Source organism: Agrobacterium sp. GW821-FHT14E08 (assembly GCF_058803865.1).
The window spans coordinates 171,324-190,700 of sequence record NZ_JBXAPJ010000004.1; the positions used below are offsets into that span (position 1 = coordinate 171,324).

General features: G+C 60.5%; 18 protein-coding genes. 11 read left to right on the forward strand and 7 right to left on the reverse strand.

The window, feature by feature from the left end; all coding sequences use genetic code 11:
• A complete protein-coding gene (locus tag AC1ROR_RS17030) occupies window positions 1-1,149 on the reverse strand; it encodes an efflux RND transporter periplasmic adaptor subunit (RefSeq protein WP_498590140.1) in 1,149 nt (382 codons plus the stop codon).
• A 185-nt stretch (window positions 1,150-1,334) separates the two neighbouring features.
• Here AC1ROR_RS17030 and AC1ROR_RS17035 point away from each other — a divergent pair, with 185 nt between their 5' ends.
• The 3 genes from AC1ROR_RS17035 (at window position 1,335) to AC1ROR_RS17045 (ending at window position 4,326) form a co-directional block, all read left to right on the forward strand.
• Window positions 1,335-2,009: a response regulator transcription factor gene (locus AC1ROR_RS17035; protein WP_035224831.1), complete on the forward strand. Its 675-nt coding sequence runs from the start codon at window positions 1,335-1,337 to the stop codon at window positions 2,007-2,009.
• The gene (locus AC1ROR_RS17040; protein WP_080840024.1) at window positions 2,006-3,340 is read left to right on the forward strand and encodes a sensor histidine kinase; all 1,335 of its coding nucleotides are present in this window, start codon (window positions 2,006-2,008) and stop codon (window positions 3,338-3,340) included. The genes AC1ROR_RS17035 and AC1ROR_RS17040 overlap by 4 nt, the downstream gene beginning before the upstream one ends.
• A 107-nt stretch (window positions 3,341-3,447) precedes the next feature.
• Window positions 3,448-4,326 carry a DUF3313 domain-containing protein gene (locus tag AC1ROR_RS17045; RefSeq protein ID WP_139786123.1) on the forward strand — a complete coding sequence of 293 codons (879 nt, stop codon included), beginning with the start codon at window positions 3,448-3,450 and terminating at the stop codon, window positions 4,324-4,326.
• 46 nt (window positions 4,327-4,372) lie between these two features.
• Here AC1ROR_RS17045 and AC1ROR_RS17050 read toward each other — a convergent pair whose 3' ends face one another.
• Window positions 4,373-5,281: a hydrogen peroxide-inducible genes activator gene (locus AC1ROR_RS17050; RefSeq protein WP_035224835.1), complete on the reverse strand. Its 909-nt coding sequence runs from the start codon at window positions 5,279-5,281 to the stop codon at window positions 4,373-4,375.
• 215 nt (window positions 5,282-5,496) lie between these two features.
• Here AC1ROR_RS17050 and katG point away from each other — a divergent pair, with 215 nt between their 5' ends.
• Entirely contained in the window at window positions 5,497-7,668 is a 2,172-nt protein-coding gene (gene katG / locus AC1ROR_RS17055; RefSeq protein WP_142174520.1) for a catalase/peroxidase HPI, read from the forward strand.
• 207 nt (window positions 7,669-7,875) lie between these two features.
• Here the strand turns inward: katG and AC1ROR_RS17060 are convergent, their stop codons facing one another.
• Entirely contained in the window at window positions 7,876-8,052 is a 177-nt protein-coding gene (locus AC1ROR_RS17060; protein ID WP_498590141.1) for a hypothetical protein, read from the reverse strand.
• 251 nt (window positions 8,053-8,303) lie between these two features.
• On the opposite strand from AC1ROR_RS17060, the gene AC1ROR_RS17065 reads away from it, so the two are divergent.
• Window positions 8,304-9,197: a helix-turn-helix domain-containing protein gene (locus AC1ROR_RS17065; RefSeq protein ID WP_498590142.1), complete on the forward strand. Its 894-nt coding sequence runs from the start codon at window positions 8,304-8,306 to the stop codon at window positions 9,195-9,197.
• Between the two features lie 144 nt (window positions 9,198-9,341).
• Here the strand turns inward: AC1ROR_RS17065 and AC1ROR_RS17070 are convergent, their stop codons facing one another.
• Window positions 9,342-11,462 (reverse strand): TonB-dependent siderophore receptor, encoded by a 2,121-nt coding sequence (locus tag AC1ROR_RS17070; RefSeq protein ID WP_498590143.1) that lies wholly within the window; start codon window positions 11,460-11,462, stop codon window positions 9,342-9,344.
• Window positions 11,463-11,464: 2 nt separating this feature from the next.
• On the reverse strand, window positions 11,465-11,686 hold the full coding sequence (locus AC1ROR_RS17075; protein WP_080840039.1) for a hypothetical protein: 222 nt from the start codon (window positions 11,684-11,686) through the stop codon (window positions 11,465-11,467).
• Here AC1ROR_RS17075 and AC1ROR_RS17080 point away from each other — a divergent pair.
• Genes AC1ROR_RS17080 through AC1ROR_RS17095 form a run of 4 tightly spaced genes read left to right on the forward strand, consistent with a single transcriptional unit; the run spans window position 11,685 to window position 15,593 of the window.
• The gene (locus AC1ROR_RS17080; protein WP_498590144.1) at window positions 11,685-12,695 is read left to right on the forward strand and encodes an iron-siderophore ABC transporter substrate-binding protein; all 1,011 of its coding nucleotides are present in this window, start codon (window positions 11,685-11,687) and stop codon (window positions 12,693-12,695) included. The genes AC1ROR_RS17075 and AC1ROR_RS17080 overlap by 2 nt on opposite strands.
• Window positions 12,692-13,735: a FecCD family ABC transporter permease gene (locus AC1ROR_RS17085; protein ID WP_498590145.1), complete on the forward strand. Its 1,044-nt coding sequence runs from the start codon at window positions 12,692-12,694 to the stop codon at window positions 13,733-13,735. The genes AC1ROR_RS17080 and AC1ROR_RS17085 overlap by 4 nt, the downstream gene beginning before the upstream one ends.
• The gene (locus AC1ROR_RS17090; protein WP_498590146.1) at window positions 13,732-14,772 is read left to right on the forward strand and encodes a FecCD family ABC transporter permease; all 1,041 of its coding nucleotides are present in this window, start codon (window positions 13,732-13,734) and stop codon (window positions 14,770-14,772) included. Before AC1ROR_RS17085 ends, AC1ROR_RS17090 begins: the two co-directional genes overlap by 4 nt.
• Window positions 14,769-15,593 (forward strand): ABC transporter ATP-binding protein, encoded by an 825-nt coding sequence (locus AC1ROR_RS17095; protein ID WP_498590147.1) that lies wholly within the window; start codon window positions 14,769-14,771, stop codon window positions 15,591-15,593. The genes AC1ROR_RS17090 and AC1ROR_RS17095 overlap by 4 nt, the downstream gene beginning before the upstream one ends.
• Window positions 15,594-15,633: 40 nt before the next feature.
• On the opposite strand, the gene AC1ROR_RS17100 is transcribed toward AC1ROR_RS17095, so the two are convergent.
• On the reverse strand, window positions 15,634-16,521 hold the full coding sequence (locus AC1ROR_RS17100) for a LysR family transcriptional regulator (protein WP_498590148.1): 888 nt from the start codon (window positions 16,519-16,521) through the stop codon (window positions 15,634-15,636).
• A 126-nt stretch (window positions 16,522-16,647) separates the two neighbouring features.
• Between AC1ROR_RS17100 and AC1ROR_RS17105 the strand changes: the two genes are divergently transcribed.
• Complete coding sequence (locus tag AC1ROR_RS17105; RefSeq protein ID WP_312359313.1) at window positions 16,648-17,004, forward strand: antibiotic biosynthesis monooxygenase; 357 nt, start codon at window positions 16,648-16,650, stop codon at window positions 17,002-17,004.
• A gap of 94 nt (window positions 17,005-17,098) precedes the next feature.
• On the opposite strand, the gene AC1ROR_RS17110 is transcribed toward AC1ROR_RS17105, so the two are convergent.
• Window positions 17,099-17,971, reverse strand: coding sequence for a helix-turn-helix transcriptional regulator (locus AC1ROR_RS17110; RefSeq protein WP_498590149.1), 873 nt, complete (start codon window positions 17,969-17,971; stop codon window positions 17,099-17,101).
• Window positions 17,972-18,105: 134 nt separating this feature from the next.
• Here AC1ROR_RS17110 and AC1ROR_RS17115 point away from each other — a divergent pair, with 134 nt between their 5' ends.
• Window positions 18,106-19,320, forward strand: coding sequence for an amino acid ABC transporter substrate-binding protein (locus AC1ROR_RS17115; RefSeq protein WP_498590150.1), 1,215 nt, complete (start codon window positions 18,106-18,108; stop codon window positions 19,318-19,320).
• Window positions 19,321-19,377 lie beyond the last annotated feature (57 nt).

The following is a 19,377-nucleotide window of genomic DNA, read 5'->3' on the forward strand; positions in this document are numbered from 1 at the left end:
TCAGCCTGCCTTCTCGATGGTGACGGCCATATCGGGCTGCAATTCGGGAAGCGGCGCGGTCAGGATCGTTTCACCGTCGGTAAGCCCTGCGCCGATCTCGATCAGGCTGCCGCCGTTCCAGCGCGGTCCCACCGCGACCGTCTGGCGACGAAGATGGCCGTTCAGGACCTTGAGGACGTGGTAACCGGCGTCGTCCTTGCGAAGCGCGATTGCGGGAACGACGAGCGCATCGTTTTTTTCGCGCACGAGGATCGAGCCGCTTGCGAACATTCCACCCCATAATTGCCCGTTGCGATTGGCAAGCCGCAGGTAGACGGTGACGAACCGAGTACCATCCTCGGCAACCGGGCTGATGCGCTCGACGGTGCTTCTGACGCTCTGGCCGCCGAGCCCGTCAATCTCCAGTTCTGCCGTCTGGCCAAGGGCGACACGTGGAATGTCGCGTGTGGCGACGAGAACCTTCGCCTCCAGCATGCTGGTATCGACCAATGTAAGAAGTTCGCCATCGCCTGTGACGCGAGACCCCGGTTCGGCCAGCCTGCGGGTGACGGTGCCATCGAAAGGCGCGCGGATTTCGGCATTGCGCAGGGCAAGGCGGGCGATATCCACCTGCGCCGAAAGGCTCTGGACCCTTGCCGTCTTCACCACGACATCGCTTTTCGCCTTGTCGAGCTGTTCCGCCGATGCGATGTTTTTCGAAGCAAGCTGTTCGGTTCGGGTCAAAGCCTGCATCGCCAGCGTCAACTCGGCCTCGGCCGCATCGCGATCGCTTTGGCGCAGCAATAGTGTCGATTGCAGCTCGTCGGTTTCGAAACGCACGAGCACGTCGCCGCCCCGCACCACCTGTCCTTCCCGGACGTTCACGTCGAGAATTTTTCCGGCCTCGCGGGCGCGGATCACGACGCGGCTGACAGGCTGAAGCTCGCCGCTGATGCTGAGCCGCTCCGCCATGGCGCGCGTGCCGATCTTCGCTATTTCCGCTGCCGTCAGCTCGAACGGGATGCCGGCCGGGCTCATCGAGGCGGCCGCGACGATGCCCTTGGCGCGCTCATTTGCATCGACGCTCCCGCGCGCCGGATCGAGCGCCGTGACTACGAGGGCGCAGCCTGCAAGCGCTATCCCCGCCTTGATCGTTCTTTTCATCCACATACCATAATCCTCCAGGCAAAATTCATCCTGAGATCGCTTGTCGCGATCATGTCGCCTGTCTTGCAGGCTGATGGCTTATGGATAGGCCCCCACAATTGCAGCAGCATTACCCTGCCGCGCGGTCCTTGCCGCAATACTGCCGCAACCTTTCTGGCAGACAAGGGATGGCGAAGGGACGGTGGTGAATGAGACTTCTATTGATTGAAGACGAACAGGAAATGGCGGATGCGCTGACGGCAACGCTCGGCAGGCAGGGCATCGTCATCGACCATACGGTGTGGCTCGGCGATGCGATGGAGCTGACGCGCCAGCATGTCTATGACGCCATCCTGCTCGACCGTCGCCTGCCCGACGGGGAGGGGCTCACCTTCATTCCGCAGCTGCGCCGGGCCGGCATCGACACGCCGATCATCCTGTTGACGGCGATGAACGAGCCGGAAGAGCGGATTGCCGGACTGGACGGCGGCGCCGACGACTATCTGGGCAAGCCGTTCCTCGTCGGTGAGCTTCTGGCGCGGGTGCGTGCGGTTCTGAGACGGCCGGCGAGTGTGGCCCCAACGCAGGTCGCGGCCGGCCGGATCGTGATCGATCCGCTTCACCTCAGCGTCACGATCAATTCGATGCCGTTTGACCTGCCAAGGCGCGAGCTCATGATACTGGTCGCGCTGGCAAAACGAAAAGGCAAATCCGTGCTGCGTTCGACGCTCGAGGCTGCGGTCTACAATTACGAGGAGGAAATCCAGTCCAATGCGCTCGACGCGCATATATCGCGGCTGCGAAAACGCCTGCTCGACGCTTCGGCAGGGGTTAGCGTCCACAATATTCGCGGCGTCGGTTATCTCCTGAAGGAAGAGCGATGAGCGCGCGAGGCAAATCCAACCCTTCGCTATGGTGGCAATTAAGCTGGCAGCTCAGCATCGTCGTCGCCGCCATGATCGCCGTGGTTATCGTCGGGCTCTGTGTTTACGGGTTAATGATCCTTTCTCCGAATATTGCGCTCTGGGACGACCTGTCGGCAACAATTGATGAGTCGCTTTCACTCGATCCGGAAAATGGACTGGTCGTTACCGATGGCCCGACGCTGCAGGCCTTGAAGGCGCAAAACACAACCCTCTGGTTCGTGGCGTCGACGCTGGATGGGCGGGTAGCGACCTATGGTGCCGTGCCAGCCGTTTATGCCGATTTGTCGCGATACCTTTATCTGATGACAGATGCTGATATTCGCGGCGGTAATGGTATTTCCGAGACCGCACTGGTTGAAAGCATGGAGACGAGGTGGGGTCCTGTCAGGGTCATGTTTGGTGGAACTACGCATGTCAGGGCGCAGTTTCTGACGCTTCTTACCGAAACCTACAAAATTTACGTTCCCTTGCTGGCCGTCATCCTGCCGGCCGTATTCTTTTCCGTTCCCCGTATCGTGCGTCGAGCGCTTGCCGGTCTTAGTTCCGTCGTCAAAAAAGCTCCAGAGATCGATCCCCGGCGTGGCGGTTCGAAGCTTCCCGTCGAAGATGTGCCGCGGGAAGTCGTGCCGCTCATCCTTTCCTTCAACAGCATTCTTGAGCGGCTGGAGGAGCAATTCCGGGCGCGGCAACGGTTCCTTATCGACGCGGCGCATGAGCTTAGAACACCGATTGCCATCATGCAGACCAGGATAGAGGGCTTACCCGGGCCGGAACGGCAGCGTTTGATGGCGGATGTCGCCCGGCTTGGCGAAACCGCCGAGCAGCTTCTTGCCTTCGAGCGAAACGATCAGGTGAACGACCGGCGGGAGACGGTGGACCTTGTCGAGATGGTGCGCACCGTCGTTGCCGATCTCGCGCCGCTCGCGCTCTCGGCGGGTTACGACATCTCCTTCGACACGCAGATCGCGCGATACGAGATGCAGGCCAACCCCTTCACCTTGCCGCGCGCGATCAGCAATATCGTCCGAAACGCCATTGATCATGGCGGAAACAGGGGAACGATCCATGTGTCGGTGCTTGCAAATGGCGAGATCGCCATTGCCGATGAAGGGCAGGGAATAGCCGAAGACCAGCAGGAACGGATATTCGAGCCATTCTATCGCGTTACGCCGCGCAGCACGGGAGCGGGGCTTGGCCTCAGCCTCGTCAAGCAGATCGTCACCAACCACAATGGCCAGATACTGCTGGAAAGCAGCGCCTTCGGAAGCACCTTTCGGCTTCGCTTCTGACCGCGCCTGCCTGCCGGTTTTCGCAAGGGGCGATTGTAATGTTGCCGCAATTTTTGCTGTCGTAACGTTTGGGCACAGGGGCAATCATGCCAACCGGAGTACATGCAGTGAAACACCAGCGAAATCTGTTTCCCCGGCCTTCAATCGACACGCCGCCGCGCCGCCGTGGCGTTGCCTTTGCCACCTTGCCCTTCGCCATCATCATGTCCGGCTGCGCCTCGGTGCCGCTTCAGGAAGGCGGTACATTGTCTTCCTATGCGCAGCTCAGCCCGGCCAAAGGCAAGTTCACCAAGTCGCGCACCTTCGTGGATGCCAATGGGCTGGCCGCAGTCAAAACCGTGGCCATCATGCCGACCACATTTTCCTTCGCCGCCTCGTCGAAAATTACGGCCGAGAAGGACCGCACCCTTGTGTCAAATGCGCTGGACCGCGCCATCTGCGTAGCCCTCAGCGATAAATACCGGATTGCCGCCGCCGGCCAGCCGGCGGACATGACCGTCCGGACGGTGATTACCGATCTGGTGCCGACCGACAAGACAATGGCCGGAGTGTCGACAGCCGTATCGCTCGGCAGCAATCTCGTCCTGCCGGTCGGCGTGCCGCGTCTGCCCGTCGGTCTCGGTGGCCTGGCCGTCGAGGCGGAAGCGGTGGACAATGGGGGCGTCCAGCGGGCGGCGGCTGTCTGGTCGAAGGGCGCAAATTCCTTTACCGACAGCGCCCGCGTCTCGGAAATCGGCGATGCCTATGGGCTTGCCTCGGATTTCGCCAATTATTTCTCGCGCATTCTCGTGACCGGCAAGGTATCCGATGGTCTCGACATTTCCATTCCTTCCGGCCACCGCATGAGGTCGGCATTGGGTGGGCAACCGAAATATGCCGAATGCGACGCCTATGGCCGCTCACGCGGTTTGCGGGGCATGGTGGCCGACCAGTTCGGTGCGCCGCCCGATTGGACGGACAGGCAGTCCAAAACGTCGTCGAGGTAGGATCGGCAATCTCCAAGGCTTGTGAAGGCGGTCGATTCGGCCGCCTTCACGGGGACAGCCCCAGTTTCTGCAGGCCGCATTCGCGCACGATCTCGGCAATGTGGGTAAACTGCGCCGAAAGCGGATTGCTCTTGCGCCACACCATGCCGATGGTTCGCGAGGGCCGCGGTTCCGCCAGCCGGAACACCGAGACGGTGGATTGCCGGGTTTCCATATCGACCGCCATCTGCGGAATGAGCGTGACGCCGATACCGGCGCCGACCATCTGCACCAGCGTCGAGAGCGAGCTGCCCTCCATCAGCACACGCGGCGGCGCATTGGTGGTGCTGCAGAAAGACAGCGCCTGATTGCGGAAACAATGGCCTTCCTCCAGCAGCAGCAGGCGCATTTCGCCAAGTTTGTCGGCGCTCGGCACCGGCATGCCCGCATCTTCCATCGGCCGCACGAGAATGAATTCCTCAGAAAACAGCGGAACCTCTTCGAGCGACGGTTCGGACACCGGAAGGGCGACGATCGCCATGTCCAGCCGTGCTTCCAGAAGGTCTTCGATGAGCTTCTGCGTCACCGCCTCGCGCGGGCGCGCCTCCAGCCCGGGATAATGCCGGGTGAGCGTCTTGATGACCTGTGGTAAAAGATAGGGTGCGACGGTTGGAATGACGCCGATGCGCAGGCGGCCGCTGAGAGGACCGTGCCGCGCCCGCGCCAGATCCTGCAACTCATCCACGGAGCGCAGGATTGAACGGGTACGCTCGGCAAATTCCTCGCCAAGAGCGGTGAGCCTGATCTGCCGGCTGCCCCGCTCAACCAGCGGCGCGCCGATCAATTCCTCGAGTTCCCGGATCTGCAAGGAAAGTGCCGGCTGGGAAATGGCGCAGGCTTCCGCCGCCCGACCGAAATGGCCGATCTTGGCCAGAGCGTCGAAATAACGGAGATGTTTCATGGAGAGCGCAATCATAAGCTCAGCATATCGCAGCCTTTAGAATATACAATTGGAAATTATGGAACCCGGCTGTTAGTCATCTTCATGACAGAAAGAGGATGTAGCTGTGAAAGATCACCAGTGTCGCTGCACGGTTTCCATCGCGATGACCTGCCTGGGCTCTGGCTCCCACATGCTGCACATGTCGCATTGATTATTTCGTTTAATTGCTAAACCCATCGGAGGGCGAAATGGACGCAACTTCAAAACCGGCTGGCAAGTGTCCTGTCATGCATGGAGGCAATACGGCCTCCGGTAAATCGGTGACCGAATGGTGGCCGAACGCGCTGAACCTCGACATCCTGCATCAGCACGACACCAAGACCAATCCGCTCGGCACCTCCTTCAACTACCGTGAAGCGCTGAAGACGCTCGACGTCGAGGCCCTGAAGGCCGATCTGCGCGCCCTGATGACCGACAGCCAGGAATGGTGGCCGGCCGACTGGGGCAGCTATGTGGGCATGATGGCCCGCGTTACCTGGCATGCGGCCGGCTCCTACCGCGTAACGGACGGTCGTGGCGGCGCCAACACCGGCAACCAGCGCTTTGCGCCGCTCAATTCCTGGCCTGACAATGTCAACACCGACAAGGGCCGCCGCCTGCTGTGGCCGATCAAGAAGAAATACGGCAACAAGATTTCCTGGGCAGACCTTATCGCGCTCGCCGGCACCATTGCCTATGACGTCGCCGGTCTGAAGACCTTCGGCTTCGCCTTTGGCCGCGAAGATATCTGGGCTCCGGAAAAGGACACCTATTGGGGTGACGAGAAGGAATGGCTGGCGCCGAGCGACGGCCGCTACGGCGACGTGACCAAGCCCGCGACGCTGGAAAACCCGCTTGCCGCCGTGCAGATGGGCCTCATCTACGTCAACCCGGAAGGCGTCAATGGCAAGTCCGATCCGCTGGCGACGGCGGCGCAGATGCGCGAGACCTTTGCCCGCATGGGCATGGACGACGAGGAAACCGTTGCCCTGACGGCCGGCGGCCACACCATCGGCAAGTCGCACGGCAATGGCAGCGCCGCCAATCTCAGCCCCGATCCGGAAGCCGCAGGCCCGGAATATCAGGGCCTCGGCTGGATCAACACCAAGGGCCGCGGCATTGGCCGTGACACCGTGGTGTCCGGCATCGAAGGTGCGTGGACGAGCGAACCGACCAAGTGGGACAATGGCTTCTTCGACATGCTGTTCAAGCATGAGTGGACTTTGACGCACAGCCCCGCCGGTGCATCGCAATGGGCGCCGATCACCATTGCCGAAGAGGATAAGCCTGTTGACGTTGAGGATCCCTCGATCCGCACCATCCCGATGATGACCGATGCCGACATGGCGCTGAAGGTCGATCCGATCTACCGCGAGATTTCGCTGAAGTTCAAGGACGACCAGGACCATTTCTCCGACGTCTTTGCCCGCGCCTGGTTCAAGCTGACCCACCGCGACATGGGCCCGAAGGCCCGTTACATCGGTCCCGACGTTCCGGCTGAGGACCTGATCTGGCAGGATCCCATTCCGGCGGGTTCCACGAGCTACGACGTTGCCGCCGTCAAGGCGAAGATCGCTGCTTCCGGTCTGCCCGTTGCCGATCTGGTCTCGACCGCATGGGACAGCGCCCGCACCTTCCGTGGCTCGGACAATCGCGGCGGCGCCAATGGTGCCCGTATCCGCCTCGCACCGCAGAAGGACTGGGAAGGCAATGAGCCCGCCCGTCTTTCCCGCGTGCTCTCGGTTCTGGAACCGATTGCCCGTGAAACCGGCGCGAGCATCGCAGATGTGATCGTTCTGGCCGGCAATTACGGCGTGGAACAGGCGGCGAAAGCGGCCGGCTTCGACATCGCCGTGCCTTTCGCGGCCGGCCGTGGCGATGCTTCCGCCGAGCAGACGGATGCCGACAGCTTTGCCCCGCTTGAGCCGCTGGCGGATGGTTTCCGCAACTGGGTCAAGAAGGATTACGTCGTCAGCCCGGAAGAGCTTCTGCTCGACAGGGCGCAGCTTCTCGGCCTCACCGCGCCGGAACTGACCGTCCTCATCGGCGGCCTGCGTGTCATCGGCGCCAATTACGGCGGCGCGGCACACGGCGTGTTCACGCAGAAGCCTGGTGCGCTCACCACCGACTTCTTCACGACATTGACGGACATGGCCTATTCCTGGGTTCCAACCGGTAACAATCTCTATGAGATTCGCGACCGCAAGACCGGCGCAGCCAGATACACGGCGACCCGCGTGGACCTCGTGATCGGCTCCAACTCCATCCTGCGCGCCTATGCGGAAGTTTATGCGCAGGACGACAGCAGGGAAAAGTTCGTGCGCGATTTTATCGCCGCCTGGACGAAGGTGATGAACGCCGACCGTTTCGACCTTCTCTGAGCGGAAGCGAAGCAACTGCAATAAAGAAAGTCCCTGAGCAATCAGGGACTTTTTACTTTGTGAACACGTTTCCCGCCGTTCTCGTCGTCATCCTCGGATCAAGCCCGAGGATGACAGCATAGAGCTTTGGGAAGAGGGACGGCTTTGGACTGAGGTTGGAGCGCATAGGGGCCATTCGGTTGCGGCCAAAAGGCCAGCCTCACAAACTCACCGGCGATCGGAGGAAGCAACCGGCTTGCCCGGTGAAGATTTTTCGGCTTTCCCCGATGGCGCCTTGCCGCCTTTTTCATTTTCATGCGCATCCGGCCCAGCGACGATGACGCCACGGCCTTGCTCTTCGCGCTTCTTGTCGGCGAAATCGCCCGGTTCCTTTTTGCCGTTCATAGTGATCTCCCTTTGAGGTGTCGTTCTTCCGAAGATCAACGGATGGCCGGCCTGGAGGTTCCAGGGTCCAGTTTGTTGCGGGATTGCGCCCCGCTGCAGCAATGTTTTGCATTACAACCATCTTTGCTATTAACATGAATTGATAAGTCATGTTATTGGGGCCTTACCGATGGAGCTTGCGGCGGCCGTTATCATGGCGCGCATGTCTCCCATATCCCCAACCTCGGCTCGACAACCGGACGGTACCCGCATTGAGTTTCTGGCATTCCATGACCTGGCACACGGAAGGGATCAGCGTCACTGCGCCGGTTAAATGGCGTCAGCTGGACGGGCTGGTCAGTGCGTTCTGGGAGGCCGAGAGTCAGATGGGGGCGAAGGGTTATTATCTGGCCGCCGATCCGCGTATCATGATATTTTTCAACGATGTCTCGTCGCGGATAAGGATTTCCAACCGGGACGGCGAGTTGGCGCAGCACTCTCGACCCATGACGCGTGCGGTCTATGTGCCTGCAGGTGTTCCCATGTGGACGGGCAGCAATGCCACACACCGGTTTTCGCATCTCAACCTGCACATTCATAAAGACCGCCTGCTGCGTTTCCTGTCGCCATCGGTCGGTAGCTCGGCGGCGATGACGGCGCTGCGTCGTCCGGTTGAGATACAGGATATCGGGTCGGTCGAAACGCTGGCGGGGCTGCTTGTCGATGAACTGGCCGAACCCTCGAAACATGCGGTCTATGCGGAAAGCCTTGTCGGCAGCATCGTTGCGGGACTGCTGGATATTCCCGGGCCATCGCCGGAGCAGGCAAATGGCAGGTTGACCCAGGCGCAAATGAACAGATTGCTCGCCCGTGTCGAAAGGCGCGGTGATGATCGCATGACGGTCGCGGAGATGGCTGACATTGTCGGGCTTTCGGAAAGCTGGTTTGCAACCGTGTTCCGCCAGACAACGGGCAAGACGCCGCTGCAATGGCAACTGGAACGGCGCATCGACCTTGCCCAGAAACTCTTGCTGGAGGGTGATCTTACCGTGGCCGATATAGCCGCCCAGCTCGGTTTTTCCGATCAGGCCCATTTGACCAAGGCCTTCCGCCAGTCCGTGGGCAATACACCCGCTGCATGGCGGCGCATGCACAGGCTGCTTTGATGGTTGGTGTTGTGCCGTCCATGTTCAGTGTTTCGGCGCAATTCCACAAGCACGCTCTACATCATCCTCGGGACGAGACCGAGGATGATGTTGTATATTAGAAAATACATGCAATATCTTGAAAAATATTGCTAATATCGATGGTCACCAGGTCTTTCGCAACGTCACGGAAAACGCCCGGCCGGGATTGTAGAAGTCAGCGCCGAACCCGCCATAAGAGACGTGTTTTTCGTTGAACAGGTTGGAAACATTCACATCCAGCGAGGCGGTTTCCTGAATCTTGTAGCTGAATGCCGCATCCACGGTCACGCTGCTGCCAGTCGATACCTTGTTGGCATTGTCGAAATAATAGGACCCGGTGAAGCGGCCACCCAGACCGAAGCTCATGTCGCCGAAATGGTCGTTACCGGCGAGCGTGTAATTGACCCACAGCGAAGCCTGATGTTCCGGAACGAATTGCGGGCGGTTGCCGACATTGCCGGCGGTGCCGTTCTCGGTGATTTCCGCATTGAGATAGGAATAGGCCGCCGTCAGGCTCACATTGTCGGTCACTTCCGCCTTGGCCTCCAGATCGAGGCCACGCACACGCACTTCGCCAATGGTTGTCGGCAGGCTGGTGATCGGGCTGGTGACGGTGATGTTGTTTTTCTTCAGGTCGTAGATTGATGCCGTGAACAAAGCGGGGAAGGCATCCGGCCGGTACTTCACGCCAAGCTCGATCTGTTCGCCACGCTCGGGCTCGACGGTCAGGCCCGAGGCCGGCACGACGGATTCGGCGTAGCTGATGTAGGGCGCGATTTCGCTGGTGATCTTGTAGGACACGCCGATACGCTTGGTCATCTCGCTGATGTCGCCGCTTGCCTTCGTGCCATTCAGCCTGTTGGTCTGATCGGTGTCTATCCAGTCATTGCGAAGGCCGGCGCTGACGATCAGCCTGTCGAAGAAGGTCAGGTCCTGTTGAAGATAGAGAGCCCTCGTCTTTTGATCGGTCAGCGAGCTGGCATAGAGCGGCACGGAGGCGGGCGCGCCGGTATAGACCGGGTTCATCCAGTTGATGCTCGGGGCCGAGCCGAAGTAGTTTTTGCTGCCGGATGAGTAGTCATTGTAAAAGACGCCGACGAGGCTGCGGCTCTCGACGCTTTCGAACGTCGTGTCATATTGCAGCCGCGTGTCGATCAGGAAATTCTCGGTTTCGGTGTCGTTGCCGAAAAAGGCGCGGTTGGCGATGGTCGAGCCGTTCGTCGGGGTGGACGAGATATAGGCATAACCGAAATCGGTATTGGTCTTGCTGTAGCGCGCGTTGGAACTCAGGGTCAGGCCTGAGCCGAAATCATGGTCGAACATCACGCTCAGTGAATTGCGGTTGGTGCCGCGATAATTGTAGTCCGGTTCGCCGAAGAAACGGCTCCGGTCGAAATGCGAACCGACCGGATGACCGCCGCCGCCTGGAACGCCGTCCTTGTTGAGATGATCGTAAACGACGGTAAGGCTGGTGGCGTCGCTCGGGCGCCATGTCAGGCCACCCATGAAGAATTTTTCGTCATCGCGGGAATAGTCATATTCCGCATCGGCATTTCTGAGCTTGCCGGTGAGACGGTAGGACAGCGTGTCGTCGCTGGTGATGTTGTCGCCGAAATCGAAGCCGGTTTCTGCCCGGCTATAGGAACCGCCGGTCACATAGGCCTCGCCGAAACGGGTGCGTTTCGGCACCTTGGTGGAGTAGTTTACCGAACCGCCGGGATCAGAGACACCAAAGGTGGTGGAATTGCCGCCCTTCAGCACTTCCACCCGCTCGTAGGCAAAGGTTTCTTCGCGCAGCGCGCCGAAGGGACGGCCGAGCGTCAGTCCGTCGCGATAGGTATAGGCGTCAAAACCGCGAATCTTGAAATAATCGAAGCGGTCGTCGGAACCGTAGAAATCCGTGGTCACACCGGCGGTATATTGCAGGGCTTCTTCCACTGTCTGCACGCCGCGCTGCTGCATCTCCTTGGCGGTGATGACGGAAACGGAGGCCGGCGTATCGAGAATATCGGTCGCCATCTTGCTGCCGCTCGTGGTGCGGGTGGCGACGATCGACTTCTGGTCGTTGTCGCCGCTTTCGACGGTGATTTTTTCCAGAACAGTGGTGCTGCCAGTATTCGCCGCTTGCTGCGCCAGCGACCGGCCGGGCACGATGGCCACAAGCGCCGTGCAGGCAAGAAGGGCCGCTTTCCCGTAGCGCAGTCGCGCGGTGCTGCGGTTTGCGCCGTTTGTTTCAATGCTCATTGCTAAAATCCAGACGTTGGTGCCCCGATCGCCGCTTCCACGGCCCACTCTTGAAGCGCCCAATAACTTGAGAAAGTTTGTCCGGTATTGTAACTTTTTGCGGTTTTGTACGAAACCCCGGAAATTTCACCGTTGCCGTGGCGGCTTTTCCTCCCCGGGCTTGACGCGAACATATGAAGCTGAGAGTTCAAGTCCACTTTTGAACCTTTGAAGGCTTCGCTCATGCTTTTCCTGTTTCGCGGTCTTGTGCCGGCATTTGTGTTTTTCCTGTCGATGGTTGCGCCGAATCTCCTGGCGGCAGGCGAGACGACGGCCTATCCCATCGTCATCAAACACGCCTTCGGCACGACCACGATTGCCAGCAAACCGGAGCGCGTGGCGACGGTCGCCTGGGCGAACCACGAGGTTCCGCTGGCGCTCGGCATCGTGCCCGTCGGTTTTGCCGCAGCCAATTTCGGAGATGACGATGGCGACGGCCTGCTGCCATGGGTGGCGAAGCGGCTTGCCGAACTCAAAGCGGCAAAGCCCGTGCTGTTTGACGAAGGTGACGGCATTGATTTCGAGGCCGTGGCGGCAACGCAGCCGGATGTCATCCTCGCCGCCTATTCCGGCCTCAGCCAGTCCGACTACGACACGCTGAGCCAGATCGCCCCGGTGGTTGCCTATCCCGTCTCCCCCTGGGCGACGGACTGGCGCGAGATGATCCGGCTGAACAGCGCCGGGCTTGGCATGGTTTCCGAAGGCGAGGCGCTCATCACGCGCATCGAAGGGGAGATCGCTCAGGTGGTCGCGGGGCATCCGCAGCTGAAAGGCAAGTCGGCAATGTTCGTTACTCATCTTGACGCCACCAATCTCAGCGTCGTCAATTTTTACACCGCCAATGACAGCCGCGTGAAGTTTTTCGCTGATCTGGGGCTAACCTCGCCGAAGAGCGTGGCGGAAGCGACGAAACCGGGACAATTTGCAGCCGGCGTCAGTGCCGAGCGTGTCGATGCCTTCGACGATGTCGATATTGTCGTCACATATGGCAGCCAGCCCTTGCTCACGGCGATGCGGGCCGATCCGCTTCTCGCCCGCATGCCAGCCGTTGCCAATGACGCCATCGTCATGCTGGGGCGTGATCCGCTCGGGACCGCATCCAACCCCACGCCGCTGTCGATTTCCTGGGTCTTGAAGGACTATGCCGACCTTCTGGCGGCAGCAGCGGACAAATCATCCGGAAAGGCGCAATGACAATGCTGGCGCCTGCTCAAACGCCGGTCCCGCCACCCGGCGGCCGTTCCAACCGGATGCGCAGCATATGGCTCAGCACCGTGCTGGCGCTTCTGGCCCTGCTATGTGCGCTTTCGGTTGCGATCGGCACGCGTGACGTATCCTTTGCCGATATCACGGCGGCGCTCGCCGGTCGCGTCGAGACGGTGGCGGAAGCCGCCGTTGCGGTTCGTCTGCCACGCACGCTGCTTGCCGTGCTGGCCGGGGCCGCACTTGGGCTAGCTGGCGCCATCATGCAGGGCGTCACGCGCAATCCGCTTGCCGATCCAGGCATTCTCGGCGTCAATATGGGCGCGTCGCTTGCTGTCGTCATCGGCATCGTCTGGTTCGGCATTGCCTCGGCGCAGTCCTTTATCGTCGTTGCAATTGTCGGGGCGGGGGCGTCCGCCGTTTTCGTTTATGTCGTCGGCTCACTCGGGCGGGGAGGGGCCACGCCTCTGAAACTCGCTTTGGCCGGTGCCGCCACCTCGGTCGCCTTTTCGTCGCTTGTCATCGCCGTCGTGCTGCCGCGCAGCGATATTGCCGGTGGCATCCGGTCCTGGCAGATCGGCGGTGTCGGCGGTGCGACCTTTGAACGGATCGAGACTGTGCTGCCGTTTCTCGCCGCCGGTTTCGCCATCAGCCTTCTTTCTGCACGCAAGTTGAATTCTCTGGCGCTTGGAGATGAACTGGCCGCCGGGCTTGGTGAAAATGTCGCGGTTGCAAGGGCCGTGGCATCCTTTGGGGCGATTCTTCTCTGCGGTTCGGCGACCGCCATTTGCGGGCCGATCGGTTTTGTCGGGCTTGTCGTCCCGCATCTCTGCCGCCTGCTTGTCGGCGTGGATAATCGCTGGCTTTTACCCTTTTCCGCGCTTGGCGGTGCCTGCCTGCTGCTTGCGGCCGATATTGTCGGGCGCATCGTGGCGCGGCCGTCCGAGCTTGATGTCGGCATCGTCACCGCCCTTGTCGGCGGGCCGTTCTTCATCTGGATCGTCAGACGCCAGCGGGTGCGCGAATTATGACCATGCACGCTCTTGTCTTGGAAACACTGGTTTTCGACCGTCAAGCGCGTCAGCGCCGTCGTCGCCTCGTCATCACGGCTCTCTCGGCCCTGTTGATTGCCGCTTTTGCATTGACGCTGATGCTGGGGCAATCCTTCACACCGCCCGGCGATGTCCTGCGCGTGCTCATTGGCGAAGATATTGCCGGCGTCACCTTCACAGTCGGCCAATTGCGCCTGCCGCGGGCGCTGCTCTCGGTTCTGGCGGGACTGAGCTTTGGCCTTGGCGGCGTTGCCTTCCAGATCATGCTGCGCAACCCGCTCGCCAGCCCGGATATTATCGGCATTAGCTCCGGGGCAAGTGTGGCCGCCGTCTTCGCCATCGTCGTCCTGCATCTGAGCGGACCGCTCGTCTCGGTTTTTGCCGTTGTCGCCGGGCTTGGGGTTGCACTGCTGGTCTATCTTCTGTCTTTCCGCAACGGGGTGGCGGGCACGCGGCTGGTCCTTGTCGGCATCGGCGTTTCCGCGATGCTTGAAAGTTTCATCGCCTATATCCTGTCCGTCGCACCGGCATGGACGTTGCAGGAAGTGATGCGCTGGCTGACGGGCAGCGTCAACGGCGCGAAACTTGCCCAGACGCTGCCGCTCTTCATCGCGCTCGTCCTCTTTGGCGGCCTGCTCATCAGCCGCGCGCGCGATCTAGAGGCACTGAGACTGGGTGACGATGCCGCAGCAGCTCTCGGTGTGCGGGTGGGGCGAACGCGCATCATCGTCATCATCGCCGCCGTGGGCATGATCGCCTTTGCCACAGCGGTATCGGGTCCCATCGCTTTCGTCGCATTTCTGTCGGGGCCGATTGCCGCGCGTATCGTCGGCAACAACGGGTCCCTGCTCATTCCGGCAGCGCTGGTTGGCGCGGCGCTGGTGCTGGTGGGAGATTATTGCGGCCAATTCCTGTTGCCCGGCCGTTACCCGGTCGGGGTCGTGACCGGTGCTCTCGGCGCGCCCTATCTGATTTACCTTATCGTGCGGGTCAACCGCAGCGGAGGCTCGTTATGACCAGCCATTCTCTTTCCGTGAACGATCTTTCAGCGGGATACGGCGAAAACCTCATCATCGAAGGGCTGGATCTGGTCGTCCCGCGTGGAAAACTCACCGTCATCGTCGGTGCCAATGCCTGCGGCAAGTCCACACTTCTTCGCAGCATGTCGCGGCTTATCTCTCCCCGTGCCGGTCAGGTCCTGCTCGATGGAAAGTCTATTCATCGTCTTCCCTCCCGTGAACTTGCAAGGCGCATGGGTCTTTTGCCGCAGTCGCCGATTGCGCCGGAAGGCATCGTTGTCGCCGATCTCGTCAGCCGTGGACGGCATCCGCATCACGGCCTGTTCGCCCGCTGGTCGCGCCAGGACGATGAGGCCGTGGCCGCAGCACTCGTCGCCACCGATACGGTGGAACTTGCCGAGCAACCGGTGGACGAGCTTTCCGGCGGACAGCGGCAACGCGTCTGGATCGCCATGGCGCTCGCCCAGGAGACCGATATATTGCTGCTGGACGAACCCACGACCTTCCTCGATATCAGCCATCAGGTCGAGGTGCTCGATCTCCTGACCGATCTTAACAACGCCCGCCAGACCACCATCGTCATGGTCCTGCACGATCTCAATCTCGCAGCGCGTTACGCGGATCATCTGGTTGCGATGACGGGCGGAAAGCTGCATGTCTGCGGCACGCCTGAGGACGTGCTGACGGAGGAAAATGTGCGCCAGGTTTTCGGCATCGAAAGCCGGGTCATCGAAGACCCGACCTCGGGCAAGCCGATGATGCTGCCGATCGGGCGGCACCGGATTGGCGTGAAGCGGCCGCAAGATAGCAATGCCTAGCTGAACGCGACTTATCCTGGGGTAGGCGTCTGTTAAGCCTTCACGGCTTGAAGAGATTAGCCGCCATATAGTCTACGAACACCCGCACCTTGGGTGATAGATACCGGCTTGTTGGCCATAGTACCCTGAAGGTGCCGGTCGCCGCCAGATAGTCGTCAAGCACGGATACCAGCTTTCCCTCCGCGATTTCAGATGCGGCCGCGAAGAGTGGAAGACATGTGATGCCAAAGGCGTGCTGAGCGAGGTGGATCAACGGCTCGAGCGTGCTTGCTACGGTGGTTGCCGGAAGGTTCAGCTTGATTTCCTGCCCATCGCGAACGAGTGGCCAGGGTTCCAGCTTGCCGGAATTGGCAAAGCGGTGGTGCAGGCAGCGATGCAGGAGCAGATCTTCCGGCGCTTTGGGGTAACCGTGTGCGGAAAGATATTCGGGCGACGCGACGATGACATGCCGGAATGTTCCGAGCTTTCGGCTCATCAGGCGTGTATCTTTCAAATCGCCGGTGCGGATCACGGCGTCGAAACCCTCCTCGATGACATCGACGATGCGATCGGTGAAATCGAGATCGAGATTAATCTCCGGATAGGTGCTCATGAAGGCGGATATTGTCGGCATCAGCAGCATGCCGGCAAGCGGCAGGCTGACACGCAGCTGCCCGCGCGGGACGGCTTGTGATCGCGACAGTTTCGCCTGCGCTTCCTCATATTCCGACTGGATGCGCCGGCAGGTGTCCAGAAAATAGCTTCCCTCCTCCGTGAGAGCGATGCTGCGCGTCGAGCGATTGAAGAGACGAACACCCAGTTCGTCTTCCAGCCGGGCGACGGCTTTTCCAACCGCGGAACCGGATATTCCCAGACGGTGTCCCGCCGCGACGAAACTACCGGCTTCCGCCACCTGAACGAAGATGCCGAGCGTACCAAGCTTATCCAAGATTGCTCCATTGCGGAAATTTTTTCCGATATGTTGAGAGTTGCGGCCCGTTTATCCGCTATTTCCGAGGAGATATCCAGACCATGCCACGCCGATAAGGGCTGTGCGTATCAAACGGAGATATCAATGGAAACGACACCGATTGCCTGCTTTTCAGGCGCGCCTGCTGCCACAACCTTCATCGTCAACGTCATCCACGTTCACCCGGGCAAGCAGGAAGAAGCCTTTGCCATCATCCAGGACGTCGTCCACTACGTTGCGGAACGCAAGGAAGGATTTCTCTGGAGCAACCTTGCGAAAAGCAAGGACGGTCTGACCGTCGTCAATATTGAGGCGATCCAGGATGCCGGCAATGTCGACGAGTTCTTTACCGATCCGGTTTTCGTCGAGAAATTCAGGCGGCTGGATACGGTTTCGAAGAGCGAGTTCCACGCCTATTCCGTCGATGATCTCGTCCTTCCAAAACGGATCGCGGCCGAGTGAAGGTCTGGGGCGGTATGTTTTTCTGACTGAAATGAAGCGGACCGGCAGGGACTGACCCTGCCGGTGCGGGCGTGGCGCTCTCACACCAGAACGGTCACGGCCATGCCGCATAGGAAGGCGGCGGAACATTCTGCACGCGCATCCCCGTTCGCCGGAAACGGCCGGGAGAGGTGCCTTCATTGCGGGTGAAGAAGCGATTGAAATAGCCGGGGTCCTGAAATCCCAATCGGAATGCGATTTCAGCGACTTGCAGTGAAGAGTTGAGAAGAAGATCGCGCGCTTCGGACAGCAGTTCGCGGTGAATATAGGCCTGTGGCGAAAGCCCTGTCGCCTTGCGCACCGCAAATCCAAGACGCTCGCGGTTGACGCCGAGTTGCCTCGCATAGTCTTCCACGCCCCATTGATCGCGCTTGTGCTGGCTGACCAGCAGCACGAAACGCTCGGTGAGGCTGCCGGGGGTCGAGAGGGCTGCGGCAATATCGGCGATGGCGTGCTGGCAGATGCGGATGAGGGTGACGGAGAGCAGGCTGGCGATGATCGTGTCCGAACCGGTTGTCGCGCGGACATTTTCGCTGGCGATGGTCTCGAGATAACCCGCCAGCTCCTGCCGGTCCTTTTCCGCTGGCGCCTGCGTCAGAACACGCTGCAATATATTGCGCACGGCGCTCGCGCTCGTGCCGGTGGGCATCGCCTGGGCAAGCCCGATTTCCGTCGTCCTCAGCAGCGATCCACGGCTTCCGGCCGTCAGCCGCAGGCGGCCGGCAGGGCCGATGGGCAGCCAGACGAGCCCCGGTGCCGGGACAGGCAGCGTCTTTTCACCCAGTATGATCTCCGCTTCCCCGGCGGACAGGAGAAGCAGATGCGCACTATCCGATTCCAGCCGGAATTCGGATATGCGCAGCGTCGAGGCGAGGGTGCGCGCCGTGATCTCCACGCGATTGCCGGCAATCTGGCTATGCAGCGGCATTCAGCCTCCAAAAGTACAATAATGCGCTACATTAGTGCATTTTATATGCGGCTGTCATTGCTAAACTTTGATCAGCGCAGGGGAACGCCTTGAGGAGAACGGCAACCCCGATAAGGCGCTTTGGGAGGAACATCATGAATAATCTGAAGCGCAGAACGCTGTTCTGCCTGCTCTCCGGTGCTGCCCTGTCGGCGGTATCTTTCGGTCACGCCAATGCGCAGGACCGCACCTCGGTGAAGATCGGTTATGCCGTTTCCAAAAGCGGCGCCAATGCCACGGGTGCTGGCATCACCACCATTCCGAACTACAAATTATGGGTGAAGGAGGTCAACGATGCCGGCGGCCTCACTTTGCCGGATGGCAAGCGCCTGCCGGTGGAAGTGGTGGAATATGACGACCGGTCCTCGGCCGAGGATGCGGTACGGTTCACCGAGCGTCTGGCCAGCCAGGACAAGGTCGATTTCATTCTGCCGCCCTGGGGCACTGGCTTCAATCTGGCCGTTGCGCCGCTTTACGACCGTTTCGGTTATCCGCAGCTGGCTGTGACCGGCGTGACCGACAAGGCGCCGGATTTCGCGGCGCGCTGGAAGAAGAGCTTCTGGATGCTGGGCGGCGGTCATGACTATGCCAATGCGCTTGCCGATGTTTTGAAAGCCGCGCGCGATGCCGGCCAGATCAACGACAAGGTCGCGGTGATTTCCGTGGCTGACGGTTTCGGCATTGATCTCATCAAGGCTGCGCGGCCGGCGCTGAAGGAAGCGGGTTTCACACTCGCCTATGACAAGACCTATCCGGTCGGCACTTCGGATTTCGCCGCGCTGGTCAACGAGGCGTCGGCGAGCGGCGCGGACAGCTTCATTGCCTTTTCCTATCCGCCTGACAGCTTCGCGGTGACGAAACAGGCGCAGACGGCGAAGTTCAACCCGAAGGTTCTTTATGTCGGCGTCGGCGGTGCTTTCCCGATCTTCCCCAAGGTCTCCGATGGCAAGCAGGAAGGCGTGATCAGCATCGGCGGCGTCGATGGCAGCAGCGACAGGATCGAGGATTATTTCAAACGCCACGAAGCCTTCATCGGCACCAAGCCGGACAGCTGGGCAAGCGCCATCACCTATGCGAGCCTCGAGATGCTGGCCCAGTCCGTCCAGCGCGTCGGCCTCGACAAGGCGGCGGTGGCAAGTGAACTTTCGACGGGAAGCTTCGACACCGTCATCGGCCCGGTCAAGCTTGAGGACAACCAGCTTCGCCAGCTCTGGTGGGCGGGGCAATGGCAGGGCGACCGTTTTGTGGCGATTGCGCCGGCAGAGCGTTCAGGCGCGGCAAAGCCGGTCGTTCCGAAGCCGCAATGGTGAGCCTTTGCCGGCCGGGGCCATGAACCCCGGCCGGAAGGCTTCGGCCATCTTCCAGAC

What these genes read in the sequence shown, in the direction of transcription:
- AC1ROR_RS17030 (WP_498590140.1), bottom strand. Translation starts at nt 1,149, where the DNA reads ATGTGGATGAAAAGAACGATCAAGGCGGGGATAGCGCTTGCAGGCTGC.
- AC1ROR_RS17035 (WP_035224831.1), top strand. Translation starts at nt 1,335, where the DNA reads ATGAGACTTCTATTGATTGAAGACGAACAGGAAATGGCGGATGCGCTG.
- AC1ROR_RS17040 (WP_080840024.1), top strand. Translation starts at nt 2,006, where the DNA reads ATGAGCGCGCGAGGCAAATCCAACCCTTCGCTATGGTGGCAATTAAGC.
- AC1ROR_RS17050 (WP_035224835.1), bottom strand. Translation starts at nt 5,281, where the DNA reads ATGATTGCGCTCTCCATGAAACATCTCCGTTATTTCGACGCTCTGGCC.
- katG (WP_142174520.1), top strand. Translation starts at nt 5,497, where the DNA reads ATGGACGCAACTTCAAAACCGGCTGGCAAGTGTCCTGTCATGCATGGA.
- AC1ROR_RS17060 (WP_498590141.1), bottom strand. Translation starts at nt 8,052, where the DNA reads ATGAACGGCAAAAAGGAACCGGGCGATTTCGCCGACAAGAAGCGCGAA.
- AC1ROR_RS17070 (WP_498590143.1), bottom strand. Translation starts at nt 11,462, where the DNA reads ATGAGCATTGAAACAAACGGCGCAAACCGCAGCACCGCGCGACTGCGC.
- AC1ROR_RS17080 (WP_498590144.1), top strand. Translation starts at nt 11,685, where the DNA reads ATGCTTTTCCTGTTTCGCGGTCTTGTGCCGGCATTTGTGTTTTTCCTG.
- AC1ROR_RS17075 (WP_080840039.1), bottom strand. Translation starts at nt 11,686, where the DNA reads ATGAGCGAAGCCTTCAAAGGTTCAAAAGTGGACTTGAACTCTCAGCTT.
- AC1ROR_RS17085 (WP_498590145.1), top strand. Translation starts at nt 12,692, where the DNA reads ATGACAATGCTGGCGCCTGCTCAAACGCCGGTCCCGCCACCCGGCGGC.
- AC1ROR_RS17090 (WP_498590146.1), top strand. Translation starts at nt 13,732, where the DNA reads ATGACCATGCACGCTCTTGTCTTGGAAACACTGGTTTTCGACCGTCAA.
- AC1ROR_RS17095 (WP_498590147.1), top strand. Translation starts at nt 14,769, where the DNA reads ATGACCAGCCATTCTCTTTCCGTGAACGATCTTTCAGCGGGATACGGC.
- AC1ROR_RS17105 (WP_312359313.1), top strand. Translation starts at nt 16,648, where the DNA reads ATGGAAACGACACCGATTGCCTGCTTTTCAGGCGCGCCTGCTGCCACA.
- AC1ROR_RS17110 (WP_498590149.1), bottom strand. Translation starts at nt 17,971, where the DNA reads ATGCCGCTGCATAGCCAGATTGCCGGCAATCGCGTGGAGATCACGGCG.
- AC1ROR_RS17115 (WP_498590150.1), top strand. Translation starts at nt 18,106, where the DNA reads ATGAATAATCTGAAGCGCAGAACGCTGTTCTGCCTGCTCTCCGGTGCT.